14 protein-coding genes and 1 other RNA gene are annotated in these 15,147 nt (G+C 48.5%); 9 read left to right on the plus strand and 6 right to left on the minus strand.

The features are described 5' to 3' along the window. Positions 1 to 59 precede the first annotated feature (59 nt). The 3 genes from PJDR2_RS10860 to PJDR2_RS10870 are packed head-to-tail and all read left to right on the plus strand — an operon-like array spanning position 60 to position 5,274. Positions 60 to 1,541, plus strand: a complete 1,482-nt coding sequence (locus tag PJDR2_RS10860; protein WP_049790042.1) for a sensor histidine kinase — start codon at positions 60 to 62, stop codon at positions 1,539 to 1,541. Continuing rightward, positions 1,519 to 2,208 (plus strand): response regulator transcription factor, encoded by a 690-nt coding sequence (locus tag PJDR2_RS10865; RefSeq protein WP_015843730.1) that lies wholly within the window; start codon positions 1,519 to 1,521, stop codon positions 2,206 to 2,208. Before PJDR2_RS10860 ends, PJDR2_RS10865 begins: the two co-directional genes overlap by 23 nt. Positions 2,209 to 2,238: 30 nt before the next feature. Then, positions 2,239 to 5,274, plus strand: a complete 3,036-nt coding sequence (locus PJDR2_RS10870) for an efflux RND transporter permease subunit (protein ID WP_015843731.1) — start codon at positions 2,239 to 2,241, stop codon at positions 5,272 to 5,274. Between the two features lie 198 nt (positions 5,275 to 5,472). On the opposite strand, the gene PJDR2_RS10875 is transcribed toward PJDR2_RS10870, so the two are convergent. The 3 genes from PJDR2_RS10875 to PJDR2_RS10885 all read right to left on the minus strand — a co-directional run bounded on the left by PJDR2_RS10875 (position 5,473) and on the right by PJDR2_RS10885 (position 8,023). After that, on the minus strand, positions 5,473 to 6,660 hold the full coding sequence (locus tag PJDR2_RS10875; RefSeq protein WP_015843732.1) for a putative glycoside hydrolase: 1,188 nt from the start codon (positions 6,658 to 6,660) through the stop codon (positions 5,473 to 5,475). Positions 6,661 to 6,845: 185 nt separating this feature from the next. After that, positions 6,846 to 7,034: a hypothetical protein gene (locus PJDR2_RS10880; RefSeq protein WP_015843733.1), complete on the minus strand. Its 189-nt coding sequence runs from the start codon at positions 7,032 to 7,034 to the stop codon at positions 6,846 to 6,848. 149 nt (positions 7,035 to 7,183) lie between these two features. Continuing rightward, complete coding sequence (locus tag PJDR2_RS10885; RefSeq protein WP_015843734.1) at positions 7,184 to 8,023, minus strand: YitT family protein; 840 nt, start codon at positions 8,021 to 8,023, stop codon at positions 7,184 to 7,186. 158 nt (positions 8,024 to 8,181) lie between these two features. On the opposite strand from PJDR2_RS10885, the gene PJDR2_RS10890 reads away from it, so the two are divergent. From PJDR2_RS10890 to PJDR2_RS10900, 4 genes are all read left to right on the plus strand, one after another. Further along, positions 8,182 to 9,789, plus strand: coding sequence for a DEAD/DEAH box helicase (locus tag PJDR2_RS10890; protein ID WP_015843735.1), 1,608 nt, complete (start codon positions 8,182 to 8,184; stop codon positions 9,787 to 9,789). 96 nt (positions 9,790 to 9,885) lie between these two features. Continuing rightward, positions 9,886 to 10,671, plus strand: coding sequence for a YesL family protein (locus tag PJDR2_RS10895; protein WP_015843736.1), 786 nt, complete (start codon positions 9,886 to 9,888; stop codon positions 10,669 to 10,671). A gap of 51 nt (positions 10,672 to 10,722) precedes the next feature. Beyond that, positions 10,723 to 10,905: non-coding RNA, 6S RNA (ssrS, locus tag PJDR2_RS32435), on the plus strand. A 156-nt stretch (positions 10,906 to 11,061) separates the two neighbouring features. Next, entirely contained in the window at positions 11,062 to 11,445 is a 384-nt protein-coding gene (locus tag PJDR2_RS10900; protein WP_015843737.1) for a DUF1499 domain-containing protein, read from the plus strand. A 67-nt stretch (positions 11,446 to 11,512) separates the two neighbouring features. On the opposite strand, the gene tpx is transcribed toward PJDR2_RS10900, so the two are convergent. After that, a complete protein-coding gene (tpx, locus tag PJDR2_RS10905) occupies positions 11,513 to 12,031 on the minus strand; it encodes a thiol peroxidase (RefSeq protein WP_015843738.1) in 519 nt (172 codons plus the stop codon). A 99-nt stretch (positions 12,032 to 12,130) separates the two neighbouring features. On the opposite strand from tpx, the gene PJDR2_RS10910 reads away from it, so the two are divergent. Both PJDR2_RS10910 and PJDR2_RS10915 read left to right on the plus strand, forming a co-directional pair. Beyond that, a complete protein-coding gene (locus tag PJDR2_RS10910; protein WP_015843739.1) occupies positions 12,131 to 12,778 on the plus strand; it encodes a rhomboid family intramembrane serine protease in 648 nt (215 codons plus the stop codon). A gap of 32 nt (positions 12,779 to 12,810) precedes the next feature. Next, entirely contained in the window at positions 12,811 to 13,728 is a 918-nt protein-coding gene (locus PJDR2_RS10915) for a LysR family transcriptional regulator (protein WP_015843740.1), read from the plus strand. Positions 13,729 to 13,810: 82 nt separating this feature from the next. Here PJDR2_RS10915 and PJDR2_RS10920 read toward each other — a convergent pair whose 3' ends face one another. Beyond that, positions 13,811 to 14,497, minus strand: a complete 687-nt coding sequence (locus PJDR2_RS10920) for a zinc metallopeptidase (RefSeq protein WP_015843741.1) — start codon at positions 14,495 to 14,497, stop codon at positions 13,811 to 13,813. Between the two features lie 52 nt (positions 14,498 to 14,549). Beyond that, positions 14,550 to 14,990 (minus strand): MerR family transcriptional regulator, encoded by a 441-nt coding sequence (locus PJDR2_RS10925; RefSeq protein WP_015843742.1) that lies wholly within the window; start codon positions 14,988 to 14,990, stop codon positions 14,550 to 14,552. Positions 14,991 to 15,147: the final 157 nt, after the last annotated feature.

The raw sequence follows: 15,147 nt of genomic DNA on the forward strand, positions 1-15,147 counted from the left end.
AGAATTCACGGTTATGATAAACGATAGATTCAAAACTTCCGCAGTCAGGGTGAGTACGATTGTCCATTCGAGTGAAGCTGTACATGTCGTATTTGGCCATGGTTTTTCTGCCGATGGTCCTGATCTTGGGATTTGTCGTGTTTGTGCTTTATGCCGGAGGCATGCAGGATTTGAGGGAATACTTCCGCGTGGAGAAGGAGGAGAAGACGAACCAGTCCCTTATTTACGGTGAATTGAAATACGTTCTCGAGAATGATACCGACAAGCTTTCGTCCCCTGCTTATACGGATAAGCTTCAGCGAAGGCTGGCTGATCAATGGGCGGGTCTAATTATGGCGAAGGACGGAATCGTAACGGAGGTTCCGGTATTTTTGAAGGAACTATCCCCGCATGAGGATTGGCAAGGTTTGTTTGACGAATCGCCGGATACGGTATCTTTCAGAGCATTCAAGTTTCAAATCAACGAAATCGCTTTTCGCTATCCGGACGGACATAACGGTCAGATGCTGCTGCTTCGCCGATATGATGTGGTACCGCCGCTTTGGAGGCCTATTGGGACATTGATCTTTATCGCGTTTATCGGCTTGTCGAGCCTGATTCTGACCTATTATGTTTCCCGCAGCATCATTCGGCCGGTTCATGCGCTGAAGACGGCTGCCCTGCAGATCAAAGACGGCGATTTATCGCAAAAGGTGGTTGTCAAGAGCAAAGGGGAAGTCGGCCAGCTCGCTGCCGCCTTCGAGGCGATGAGGATTCAACTCAAGCAGTCCATCGATCAAAGCTTGCAGTACGAGGAAAACCGGAAGCAGCTGTTGTCCCATATCTCGCATGATTTGAAGACGCCTATCTCCGCGATTAAAGGCTACGTGGAAGGCATTATGGACGGCATCGCCAACACGGATGAGAAGCGCCAGCGCTATATGGAGACCATTTATCACAAGGCTAACGACATGGATCAATTGATTGACGAATTATTTTTGTTTTCCAAGCTGGATTTGCACAAGGTAGCCTTTGATTATAAAACGATCGATTCGGTCAAATATTTAGAGCATTATCTGGAGGAGCAGCGGTTTGATCTTGAAAAGTCGGGCGTGCAGCTCAGCTTCGAGGCACCTCCTGGCGTGCAGCTGCTTATTGCGGCCGATCCGGACAAGCTTGGCCGGGTGCTGACGAATATTTTGAACAATAGCGAGAAGTATATGGGCCAGCTTCCGGAATCCGCGGACAAGAGGGTGACGGTCTCGGTTCGGGAGAAAGGAAGCGATGTGCTCGTTGCAGTCGAGGATACGGGACCCGGGATCGAAAAGGAAGATCTTCCGTATATTTTCGACCGGTTTTACCGGGCGGAACAGTCCAGGAACTCCGAGACGGGTGGAAGCGGGCTAGGTCTTGCAATCGTCAAACAAATTATCGAAGGGCATGGCGGTACGGTCTGGGCGGAAAATGTAGCAGGCGGCGGAGCAAGATTCTGCTTCCTTCTGCCCAGAGCGGAGCCGGTTAGAACGGTGGTGATAGAGCATGAAGAGCATACTAATCATTGAAGATGAGAAGGCCATTGCCGAGCTGGAGCGGGATTACCTGGAGAGCCACGGTTTTGCCGTCGAGATTGAAGGACGCGGGGATATCGGGCTGCAGAAGGCATTAGGCGGCTCCTATGATCTGATCATTCTGGATGTCATGCTGCCGAAGCTGGACGGGTTCGAAATCTGCCGCCAGATCAGGCAGACGAAGAATGTGCCGGTGCTGTTGGTAACGGCGAAGAAGGAAGATATCGATAAGATAAGAGGACTGGGTCTTGGCGCGGATGATTACATGACGAAGCCGTTTAGTCCAAGCGAGCTGGTGGCAAGGGTAAAGGCGCATTTAGCCAGATATGAGCGGTTGACTGCCGAGCGTGGCGAGAGCCATGAACAGATCGGGATCCGGGGTCTTTTAATCGATGTAACTTCCAGAAGGGTTACGATTCATGACCGGGAGGCCATGCTGACCTCCAAGGAATACGATCTGCTGCTGCTCCTCGCCTCCCATCCTAACCGGGTTTTTGAGAAGGAGGAGCTGTTTGAGCGGATATGGGGTCTTGACTCAAACGGCGACGCAGCTACGGTAACGGTTCACATTCGGAGGCTGCGTGAAAAAATCGAACATGATCCGTCGAACCCGCAATATATCGAGACGATATGGGGCGTCGGATACCGGTTCAAAGTGTAAGAGCAGATAATAGAGAAGGAGTGGGAAGGTTTGAAAAGCATTATCAAGTTTTCGTTGAATAACAAATTTGCTTTATGGATCATGACGGTTATCGTTCTGTTCGCGGGCCTGTACTCCGGCCTGAACATGAAGATGGAGACGCTGCCGGATATCACAATTCCGATTGTGAGCGTCTCAACGGTTCTTCCCGGCGCTGCGCCTGAAGAGGTAATGGAGAAAGTAACCAAGCCAATCGAGCAGCGGACACGGAATATGGAGGGAGTAGACAGCGTAAGTTCCACTTCCTACGAAAATGCTTCATCGATCATTATTCAATATAAATACGGTACGAATATGGAAAAGGCGGAAACCGAGGTTAAAAGCCTGCTCGCCGACATTAAGCTGCCGGAAGGAACGCAAGATCCGAGCGTATCCCGTATCAGCCTTAACGCTTTTCCGGTAATCTCGCTCAGCATCGCTGACGACAGTCAAAGTCTGGAACAGCTCTCCGCATTGGTGGAAGGAACTATTTTGCCGGAGCTGCAAGGTGTGAGCGGTGTAGCCGATGTGCAGGTTTCCGGTCAGAACGTGAAAGAGGGGCAACTCGAATTTGATCAGGCGAAGCTTGCTCAGTATGGCTTGACGGAAGATGCAGTTAAAGGCATCATTCAAGCTTCTGCAATGAAAGCTCCACTCGGCATCTTTGAATTCGGCGACTCCGAGAAAGCCGTTGTCGTAGATGGTAATGTGACTACGGAAGAAGATTTGAAAAACCTTGTTCTTATGCCGAACGTTAAGCTTAGCGATGTGGCGAAAGTGACAGTGGAAGGCAAGGCTGAATCCGTATCCCGTACGAACGGAAAAGATTCGATCGGGATTAACATTGTAAAATCAGCTGATGCCAATACGGTAGATGTTGTTAACAATGTGAAAGACGCAATCAAGAAGATCCAGGAAAACAACGACGGTCTGACCATTGTCACTACTCTGGATCAAGGCAAGCCGATTGAGAAATCGGTAGAAACGATGATTACTAAAGCGGTTATTGGTGCTTTGTTCGCGGTACTTATTATCATGATCTTCCTGCGCGACATCCGTTCCACGATTATTGCTGTCGTGTCGATTCCGTTGTCGATTCTGATTGCGCTGCTCTTGCTCAGCCAGATGGATATTACGCTTAATATTATGACGCTTGGCGCGATGACGATAGCGATAGGACGGGTTATTGACGACTCGATTGTCGTTATAGAGAACGTGTACCGGCGAATGGCGCTTAAGGGCGAGGTACTGAAAGGGAAAGAACTCATTCTGGCAGCTACAAGCGAGATGTTCGTTCCGATTATGTCTTCTACTCTCGTCACGATTGCCGTATTCCTGCCGATGGCGTTCGTATCGGGCATGGTTGGCGAAATCTTTACACCGTTTGCTTTGACGGTTGTATTCGCTTTGCTTGCTTCCTTGCTTGTTGCGATTACCGTTGTACCGATGCTTGCTCACATGATGTTTAAGAAAGGCATCAAAGCCGGCAAAGCTGTCGATCATGACAAGCATGGACGTCTGGCTAACTGGTACAAAGGCGCGTTAACTTGGTCCCTGAATCATAAGTGGATTACATCGATTATTGCGATTGTTCTGCTTGTAGGCAGTATTTGTCTTACACCGCTTATTGGTATGAGTTTCCTGCCGGGCGATGAGCAGAAATCCATGATTGTGACTTATAACCCTGCTCCAGGCGAGACTAAAGAGCAGGTTGAAGCGATGGCTCTGAAGGCTGAAGAGGAATTGATGAAGCGCGAAGGCATCGATATCGTGCAATACGCGGTTGGCGGTTCTAATCCGTTTAGCCCCGCTGCTTCGAAGCAAGCTTTGTTCAACTTGACTTACGATGAAGGCATGAAAAACTTTGCTGACGAGAAGGAAAAAGTAGTTCCGCTTCTTCAAACGCTGGGCGGCAAAGGGGAATGGAAAGAGCAAGACTTCGGCGGTGGCGGCAGTGTAGGCGGCTCAACCATCTCCATGGTTGTCTATGGTCCAGATATGGATTCGCTCGATCCAGTCGTAAACGACTTGATGGCGAAGCTGAAAGGCAATAAGGATTTGGAGAAAGTCGATTCCAGCCTTGCCGAACGTTATGATCAATACCGTCTTGTAGCGGATCAATCGAAGCTGAGCCAATATGGACTGTCTGCTGGTCAGGTTGCTATGGCGCTTAGCCCGGTTCGAGATAATCCGGTGCTGACTACAATTAAAAAAGATAATGCAGATGTGAACGTGTACGTTAAGGTTGATGCGAAGACGTACAAAGATAAATCCGATCTTGAGAATGTAACCATTAAGTCGCCTGTTACAGGTGCTGAGGTAGCACTGAAGGATGTGGTTACGATCGAAGAAGGCAAGTCGCCGAATACGATTACCCGCCTTGACGACCGTATTAATGCTGAAGTAACGGCAGATGTAGTCTCGTCCAATGTTGCGGCCGTATCGAGCGACCTGCAAAAAATGATTGATGAAATGAAACTGCCTGCCGGCGTTGATATCAAAATCGGCGGCGTAACGGAGGATATGCAAGAATCGTTTATGCAGCTTGGACTTGCAATGCTTGCTGCAATCGCTGTAGTTTACCTCGTTCTCGTAATCACGTTTGGCGGTGCGCTTACGCCATTTGCAATCCTGTTCTCGCTGCCATTCACCGTTATCGGGGCACTGGTTGGCTTGTATATCGCAGGAGAAACGATCAGTGTTACCGCAATGATCGGTATGCTGATGCTTATTGGTATCGTCGTAACGAACGCGATTGTTCTCGTCGACCGGGTTATTCATAAACAAAAAGAGGGATTGTCGGTTCGCGAAGCCTTGCTGGAAGCAGCAGGAACTCGTCTGCGCCCAATTCTGATGACTGCAATTGCTACGGTAGGCGCGCTCTTGCCGTTGGCACTTGGTTTCGAATCAGGCGGTCTGATTTCCAAAGGGATGGCGATCACCGTAATCGGCGGTCTGATCAGCTCGACGCTGCTGACGCTGATCTTCGTACCGATGGTATACGAATTGTTCAACCGCAAGAAAAAAGCAAAAGCGATTGCTGAGTAACTTTTTAGGAATATAAAAACGGCTTCTTCGATCCATTATGGATCGAAGAAGCCATTTTTTTATTGAATTGGTTTTAAGGTTAGCGGAGGTTATTTCGAGTCGTGTGTGACTTTTGCGCGTTTGTTTCAACCATTTTTAAGTTGATCAAGAAACAAACCGCAAGGAACGCACGACCGAAATAACCGGAGTGTCGGAGCGTCAATACTTCACGCCTTCAGAATAGTTATTACCCGCGTTCCATAACAGATACTCGTCAACTCCTGCATCATGAAGGGCTTTGATCTGGGCTTCCACCTCGACCGGGCCATACTTGATGTAATGGCCTTTGCCCAGCCAGCTGGCGGTGAAGTCCTGAATCCAAGGACGAATGATCGGCTTCTTTTCCCCGATCGGATCGAGCTTTTTATGCGTATCCTTCATCGCCCCGGCAATGGTGGCGTACGGACTCTTGTCCGGGTCCTGCTGATCGAACCAGCCTGCGCCGTAATGGCTTGGATAGATCATGGGCGAGATAACGTGGACGTCGCTTGATATCTTTACAAAATCTTGGCCGATGCCTTCAGCTGCAGGCACGGAGGCGGCATAGCCGAATATATCGACGGAGACTCGAACGCCAAGCGGTTCGAGCTGCTCGCGGGCATATTTCACGAAGCCGGCTACGGCGTCAACCCGACTCTGATCGGTTTTGGTGAAAGTAAGCGAATCCGCCTTTTTCTCGAAGCCTTCCGGGAAACGCACGTAGTCGAATTGGATTTCTTTGAAGCCTAACTTGACGGCTTCTTTGGCAACCGCGACGTTATAGTCCCATACTTCGGTCATATACGGATTAACGAAGCTGTCTCCTTTACCGTTAGCCCATAAGGAACCGTCCGCATGGCGGTAGGAGAACTCGGGATGCTTTTTCGCCAGAACCGTATCTTTAAATACGACAATCCGGGCAATCGGATAGACCTTATGGGCCTCCAGCTTGGACATCAGGGTCTGAATATTTGAGATGTATTTCTGCGTGGTGCCAAGCTTCAGCAGCCCGGGCGTTTGTGTCGGATAGGTTATGTATCCGTTATCATCCTTAATGTCGATGACCATGCTGTTAAGCTCCGTGTCGTCCATAAGCTTGAGAAGCGAGTTCAGACGCGATCCACCGGCGCTGTGAGCCGTTACATATACGCCTTTGACAGTTGGGGCATCCGGCTGAGGATCGGCCTTTATGCCGTCTTTAATCGCTTCTGGCGTTGCGCCGGTCATTGCTGGTGCGGCCTGGATAATCGTTTTTCCTGCGGCTGCGTTAAAAAGAGAGGCAGCGAGCTGTTTCGAGGCGGCATTTTCTTCTCCGGTTCCCGTAACAAGATGGTACAAAAGCATCAGCGTAGAAAAGATAATGTCCATAATTATGCCCTCTCCCCGTTAGCGTTTTCATCCAAATTATAAAGCAGAAGAAGGAATCGTGGCATTATTTTTTTCGGTCTGGCCTCTTTCTAAGCAGGCAATTGTTTCAAGTCCCGCTGCGAACAAAAAAGCCTGCCGGCACGAGGCCGACAGGCTAAACTTTCTAGATTTTATACCCCATTTTGTCATTGCAGTAAAGCTTGTATTTGATGCTCGCAAATGCTGTGCTGTACTATTTCCCTTGCATCTTCCGGTTCCAGAACGGCTAATCCATCCCGCAGCACGATGTTAATCGCAAGCTCGCGCTTCGTGAGGAAAGAACTTAGCTCGGGCGCCAGCTTTTCCACAATCTGTGACAATGTGACTGTTTCCATATCCACCTGAGCATCACCCTTTCATCATAGGTTCAGGGCAAATCATATGGCAAGAAAACAAAATTAACGGGATAACCACATTATAACAGGATGAATTTCAAAAACATAGGGATATGTATATGATTCCATGTTTGTCTAGTATACCTGGGCTAATCTTTCGACCGCCTGAAGTCGCCTATAACTCCAACGGTCTCCACGATATTAACGAAGGCGCGGTTATCGATGGAGGCAATCGTTTTTCGCAGCTCGGCAAGTTCGTACCGCGTTCGGACGGTCATCAGCATATCTTGTTCGGCGGATGTATAGGCGCCTCTGGTCTTGATAATCGTTATGCCGCGAGGGTGGTTTAGCAGCTTCGTCAACATTTCCTCGGTTTTGGTCGTAATAATAAAGGCTGTTACTTTAATGTGCCGGACATGGATGATGTCGACCACTTTCCCCGCAATATAAATGGACAGCAGGGAATAAAGCGCGAGATTCCAATCCTGCGTGTAGAGGACGAGGGCCGCAATGACAAGACCGTTCAGGGTGAAAATAATGGAACCGACCGGCAAATCCCTTTTGCGTGTTATAATGGATGCGATGATGTCAAAACCGCCGGAAGATCCGCCGTATCGCAAAGTCATGCCTGTTCCGACGCCAAGGATAATACCGCCAAATACGGAAGCCAAGACTAAATCTTTGGCTATAGCCGTAACCGGAATGAGCTGGAGAAATAAAGTGGAGGCCAGGACGGTGTACATGCTCCATACAATAAACCGCCGTCCCACGATAAACCAGCCCCAGACGAGTACGGGAACATTAAGCACCAAATACAGCCAGCCTATATTTCCACCCGTAATGTAGCCGATCATCATTGCAACGCCGGACAAGCCGCCGCTCAGCAATTGATGGGGAATCAGGAACAAATTGAACGCGCCGGCAATTAGCAAAGCACCTATGGTCATAACTACTGCGGTGACCGCAGGTTTAAAAATCCATTTGTTCATTTTTGGTAATCTCCATAATTGAATTCGCTGAAAATCAGCGGTTGTTAATCTATGGTAGTATGGCTTTTTGCCCATTGCTGGTATTCGTAAGATGTTATGTGCTATAATGATTTGGATATTTTTTAGTAGGCTGCAGATAAAAGGAGTATGAGAAAAGTTTGAAAACATTTGCTGAATTTGGCCTGGAACCGAAAGTGTTGCAGGCAATTACGGAGCTTGGATTTGAGGAGTCCACCCCAATCCAAGACAAGTCGATCCCTATTGCTATGGCAGGGAGCGATATGATTGGTCAAGCACAGACGGGTACAGGCAAAACGGCTGCATTCGGAATCCCGCTTATTAACAAGATTTCGATTAACGAAGAACGTATCGTTGCATTGATTATGACGCCAACCCGTGAGCTTGCTATCCAAGTAGCAGACGAGATCGGGAAGCTGACTAAATACAAAGGTCTTCGTTCACTGCCGATCTATGGCGGACAAGAAATCGGTCGCCAGATCCGCGCGCTGAAGAAGAAGCCGCAAATTATTATCGGTACACCGGGCCGTTTGCTCGACCATATTAACCGCAAGACCATTAAGCTTGAAGATGTACAAACCGTTGTTCTTGACGAAGCGGACGAAATGCTGGACATGGGCTTCATGGAGGATATCCAATCCATCCTGAAGCAAGTGCCGGAAGAGCGCCAAACTTTGCTGTTCTCGGCAACAATGCCTCCGAACATTCAGAAGCTGGCACAGCAATTCCTGAAAAATCCGGAGCATGTGGCGGTTATTTCGAAGCAAGTTACGGCGCCAACGATTCAACAAAATTATTTCGAAGTGCATGAGCGTCAGAAATTCGAAGCGCTTTGCCGCCTGCTTGACATGGAATCGCCTGAATTGGCAATCATCTTTGGTCGTACGAAGCGTCGCGTTGACGAGCTGAGCGAAGGTCTGCAAAAACGCGGATATACGGCTGACGGCCTTCACGGAGACTTGTCGCAGAACCAGCGCGATAACGTTATGCGTAAATTCCGCGACGGCAGCATCGATGTTCTCGTGGCAACCGACGTTGCGGCGCGTGGTCTCGACGTATCGGGCGTAACGCACGTTATCAACTTCGACCTTCCGCAAGACCCTGAGAGCTACGTTCACCGTATCGGCCGTACAGGTCGTGCCGGTAAAGAAGGCTCCGCATACTCGTTCGTAACTCCTCGCGAAGTGGATCATCTTCACTTTATCGAGAAGGTTACGCGCCAACGCATCAGCAAGAAGCCTCTGCCTAGCCTGGCGGAAGCGATCGAAGGCAAGCAACGCCTTACGGCTGAGCGCGTGCTTGAAATTGTTCAGACTGAAGACTTCACCGAGTACAAGGGCATCGCAATCCAATTGCTCGAGCAATATGATTCCGTGCATTTGATGGCAGCGGCTCTGAAGCTGCTTACTGGCGAGAAGAAAGACGTGAGTGTTGAACTGACGCCTGAAGAACCGCTTCGCGCTAAAAAACGCAAGCCGGATATCCGCTCGAATGGACGCCGTTTCTCTGGCGGTTCGTTTGGCGGCGGCAACCGTGGCGGTGGCGGTCAAGGCAGCGGTGGCGGCGGATACCGCGGCCGTGATGACAGACGCGGCAATGGCGGCGGCGGATCCCGCGGCAGCTATGAAAACCGCAACCGCGACAACAGTAACAATAACAATGGCGGTGGACGCGGACGCAGCGGTGAAAGCCGCAGCAGCGAACCGCGCCGTCCGAAATATTCGTCTGAAGACTTCGTAAACAACTAAGGTATGTAGATCAGGGGAAGTCCGTGATGCCTAACGGGCATCCGGGCTTTCCCTTTTTTTCATAATTATCATTCTATTAGGGTAGGGGCGAATCAAATGGAACCAAAAGGCCTTGTTGGCGGTTTGTATCGGATTTCCGAATGGATAATGCGTCTGGCGGTCATTAACATCTTATGGCTGGTATGTTCGATTCCGTTTGTATTTATCGCTTGGAGCGGACTTCTTGCAGCCCCGGCGAATACATCTGATTCTGCGATTACAAGTCAGGTGTATGCTACATTAATTATGATGGCGGTTATTGCGCCGTTCACCTTGTTCCCGGCTACGGCAGCCATGTTTACGATTGCACGCAAGTGGGTAATGGGTGAAGTCGATGTACCAATGTTTAAAACGTTCTTCCGTGGCTACAAAGAGAACTACTTGCAAAGTATGATTGGCGGCATTTTCTATTCGCTTATACTTGGCATCATGATTATTGATTTTGTTGTTTACCAGGATAAATTCAATTTGTTCTCCTATTTGTACCTGGCGATCTGCCTGCTTCTCGTTGTTTCCTTATTTAACTTCTTCTCGATGCTTGTGCACTATCATATGAAAACGTTTCAATTGCTGAAAAACGCGATTCTGATCACGATCGGACGTCCGATCCGTTCGTTCTCGACGGCGATTATGGCCGCAGCGGTAATGTACTTCAGCACGCAATATACGTTCCTCATTCCTTTCTTCATGGGTAGTGTGATTGCTTATCTTTCATTCTGGAATTTCCACTTGATCTACCGCAAGCTTCAGGATCAAATGGAGAACGAAAAAAAGAAGGCAGCGGAAGAGCAGGAAAACGAGCTTGCGCAGCTTACGGATTCGGAGAGAGACCGGAACCAGTAATTGCAAGCAATGCGAAGTTTACTTTTGCCGGATTTAAGTCTATAATAGCAATACATCCTGCGATGTTCGTTTCGGCTTTTCGTTGTTTTGAACCAATGGCTGTTTCTAGGGAGACCAATATTGGAACGCGGCTGACAGGCCCTCTAAAGGGGATCTCAAAAACGTTTCTGCGGACACCCACCTGCGAGAGCGGGTTCAGAAGCATGTAAGTCGGACGGCATTCGCGGGTTTTTTCTTGCCATTATAGTGACCGGCAGTTCCTTGGTTATCCTCTTGGGATGATCAAGGAACTGCTTTTGTATGTTGAACATGTTTTATGGACTTTTTTCATGCATATAAACATGCTACAATTATATGGATGTACATAGATGCTAGAGGGGGAGATCATCGTTGTTGAAGCGCACTCTAATCGGACTGCTTCGCAGTCACGAAGCGACGGGCGATAAAGCTAAAGACCCACTGCTCAAATCACATATCTACAAGCTTTCGAAGGAAAAGGCGTGGGAGGAAGTTGTGTCCACCCTGAAGAAGATGCAGGGTTACAAGCTGCTCCACGAAGTGAAGTCAGTTGGGGAGATTGTCATGGAGAAACGTACGATGACGGGACGTACAATGGATATAACGGTTACCGTTATCAGCGTGAATCCCGTTACCTCGGCAGTTGATATTTATTCCGCTTCCAAAGGCTCGCTTGGCGATCTTGGCTCCAATTACCGGGTTATTCTTGATATTTACCGGACGCTGGACAAGAAGCTCGCTGCATTTAAGGCATAAGAAAGAACCACATAATAAATAAAAAAGCGAGGAAGGTAAGCCTTCACTCGCTTTATTTACGCGTAAATTATACGAGCGCTTTAACCGCGTTGATCGCTTGCTCGTAGTTAGGATGTTCTGTCATTTCGGACAGATATTCGACGTATTGTACTTTATCGTTTGCGTCGATAACGAAGATGGAGCGCATATCAAGTCCGAATTCTTTTATGTATACGCCGTAAGCTTGACCGAAGTCATGCGATTTGAAGTCCGACAGCATCACGACTTTGTCTACGCCTGCCGCGCCGCACCAGCGGGATTGCGCGAAAGGAGTATCAACGCTTACTGTCAGTACGATTACGTTGTCGCCGAGCGAAGCTGCTTCTTCGTTGAAACGGCGGGTTTGCGCATCGCACACGCCTGTATCGATCGAAGGTACAACGCTGATCAATTTTACTTTACCTGCGAAATCTTTTAAGGATACGGAGTCAACAAGCGATTTGTTGATTGTGAAATCCGGAGCTTGATCTCCAACTTTTACTTCCGGTCCGATTAATGTAATAGGATTGCCTTTAAATGCGGCAACGTTAGCACGTTCTTGTGACATAATGGATATGTCCTCCTTCTCACGTTTAGGGTTTGTAACAGGTTATATTATAAGCTTTATGAATCGGCGTTGTCCAATGGTTGGAAGGAGTGATACGTAATGATTTTTTTAAGATACGAAAGCTTTCGAGGTTATTTGCGCGCCTTTCCGGTAACTTCCGTGATCATAGCGCTTAATCTCATTTATTTTATTGTAATCGCCGTGACAGGGGATATTAATGACAATTATCATTTAGTGCAGTCAGGCGGGTTTGTCAGTTATATGCCGGACAATCCGTATGGTCTCAAGGAGCCATGGCGGATTATTACCTCGATGTTTATGCATTCAAGCTTTCAGCATATTTTCTTTAATATGTTTTCGATCCTTGTATTTGCTCCGCCGCTGGAGCGGTTATTGAAGCCAGTCAAATATGCCGTGTTTTATCTGCTCTGCGGAATTATCGCGAATTTGTTAACCGGCGTGGTACATGGTCTGTTTGGGGATGACCGGACTATTTATTTGTCCACCGGGGCTTCAGGAGCGATATACGGGGTTTTTGGAGCATTTCTCTATATTGCCATCTTCCGCAAGGCATGGCTGGACCAGGGCTCAAGAAAAACGGTTTACACGATTCTTGGCTTTGGTCTAGTCTTCTCGGTTATTGTGCCTAGCGTGAGCCTGCTTGGGCATGTTGGGGGCGGAGTTGCAGGATTTTTGCTTTACGGCTTATTGGACCGCGCAATGACGAAGAGACGGCGCGTGTATTAGAATCAGGATGTACGGGAGAGATTGGAGACATTATGGAACTACGACAGCTTTATTATTTCGTGAAGGTTGCCAAAAAAGAACATGTGACGCAAGCGGCTGAAGAGCTGCATGTTGCGCAATCTGCGGTCAGCCGTCAAATCCATCAGCTTGAAGAGGAGCTTGGCGTGAAGCTGTTTCTGCAGAAAGGGCGCAACCTACAGCTGACGCCTGTAGGGCAGCTGTTTCTTAAACGCGCGGAAGTGATCCTTGACGATCTGGAGAGAGCAGTGGTGGAAATTCACGAGTTCATGGACCCGGAGAAAGGGGAAATCCGTCTTGGTTTCCCACATAGTCTTGGTGTTTCGGTTGTTCCGCAGGTTGTAGCGGCATTTCGCAAGCTTCATCCTAATGTCAAATTTCGATTCCGTCAGGGCATGTACCCTTCCTTGATTCGCGATATGGTAAAAGGCGAGATTGATCTTGCTTTTATCTCGCCTTTTCCGGATGAGCATGAGCAGGTTTGCGGCGAAGTTCTGCTTACTGAAGAGTTATTTGCCATCCTGCCTCCTAGCCATCCGCTTGCCGGGGAGCAGGAGATCGACCTTATCCAGCTGAAGGAAGATACGTTTGTTATGTTCAGTGAAGGGTACTCGCTGAGGCCGATTGTATGGGAAGCCTGTCAGGAGGCCGGCTTCACCCCGAAAATCGGCTTTGAGGGGGAAGAGACCGAGACCATCCGGGGGTTGGTTGCAGCCGGTATGGGGGTAAGTCTGCTGCCGGAGATGGCCTTGTATCATGCGGGAGTGCTGCAATCGGCCAAGGTTCGAGTGAGAACTCCTAATGTAACGAGGAATATCGGCATTATTCACCGCTCGAACGAGAAGATGCCGCTAGTGGCGAAAGTATTTCATGGTTTCCTGTTGAGATACTTTAATGAGCTTGAAGGCAAGCAGGGAAACAAAGAGAAGTAAGCGGCAGAAAAAGGGCTGTCCCATCGTCATAGTGACGATGGGACAGCCCTTTTATTGTCATTATGTTGGTTAGTCGTCTTGGTTAATCATCATTGTTCGATGATGTGAAGATCATAATGTACTTAACCAGCTCCAGCAAGGAGATCAGCGCTGCTGCCACGTAAGTGAGTGCAGCTGCATTAAGTACTTTGGCTACGCCGCGTTCTTCTTCATTTGTAATGAAGCCTTCCGCAACCATCAAATCGCGCGCCCGGTTACTTGCGTTGAACTCGACCGGCAACGTGATAACCTGAAAGGCAACGGCTACGGAGAAGAAGATGATGCCTAGTCCTACAAGGTTCATTGCGTGGAACAGGAAACCTGCGATAAGCAGGAACGGTGCAATACCGGATGCAATATTAACGACCGGGAAAATCCGGTGGCGAAGCACCAGCATTGGGTAATGTACTTTGTGTTGGATTGCATGGCCAACCTCGTGGCAGGCAACCGCAACAGCGGAAATCGAGCTTTCATAATAGACCGGCTCGGATAATCTGACTACGCGGTGAATCGGATCGTAGTGGTCCGACAAGGTGCCGCGTACGGGTTCAATAGGTACGTCATGCAAGCCGTTAGCATCCAGCATTCGTCTTGCAGCCTGGTAACCGGTCAATCCGTACGTTGTTTGTACGCCGGCCCAGCGGTTGAACGTTCCTTTTACCCGAAACTGTGCCCAAATGGATAAACCGAAGGCAATCAGGATAAGGAAGTCCATAGGGTGAAAAAACATGTGATCATACCTCCATCAGAGTGGTCAAGGATTACATCGATGGGACATATCCTTACATAAATGGCCCTTTGTTAATAAGAAGCATTAACGCCTCGATGCAAGCCGCGGTTTGCGGCATTAAGCGGGTGTACAGCCGGTTTGCTTGTCTCGGCTTAAGCTGCTTGATCACCGGCTCCAGCTCTTTTACTTCGCGCTCCAGCTGGGATAAGTGATACTGAAGATCTGTCAGCTTCTGAGACACTTGCTCCTCGGGCGTAACCTTGCTCCAGCCGTCCAAAGCTTCCTTGATTTCGTCTAGCGTATATTTTTCGTTCTTCATTTGTTCGATACGTTTAAGACGGACTAAAGTTTCATCATGATACAAGCGATAATTTTTGGCGGAACGTTCCGATGGTTCTAATAGGCCCATTGAGGTGTAATAATCAATTGTCCGAGGGCTGACACCCGCTAATTTCGAGAGTTCGCCTATACGATAAAGCTTCGTATCCCCAATCTCTCCACCTTCTTTCTATAATACTGTCCTCTAATCATAATCGGAAACTAACCGTACAGTCAAACGTGTTACATGAATGTACAAATTTCGCCACTTTAATGAAGATTCGTAGATTCTGATTCCAAAGTCGTAGATTCAAAATGCGAAGAATGTATAG

The sequence above is a fragment of the Paenibacillus sp. JDR-2 genome, assembly GCF_000023585.1.
Lineage (GTDB): Bacteria > Bacillota > Bacilli > Paenibacillales > Paenibacillaceae > Pristimantibacillus.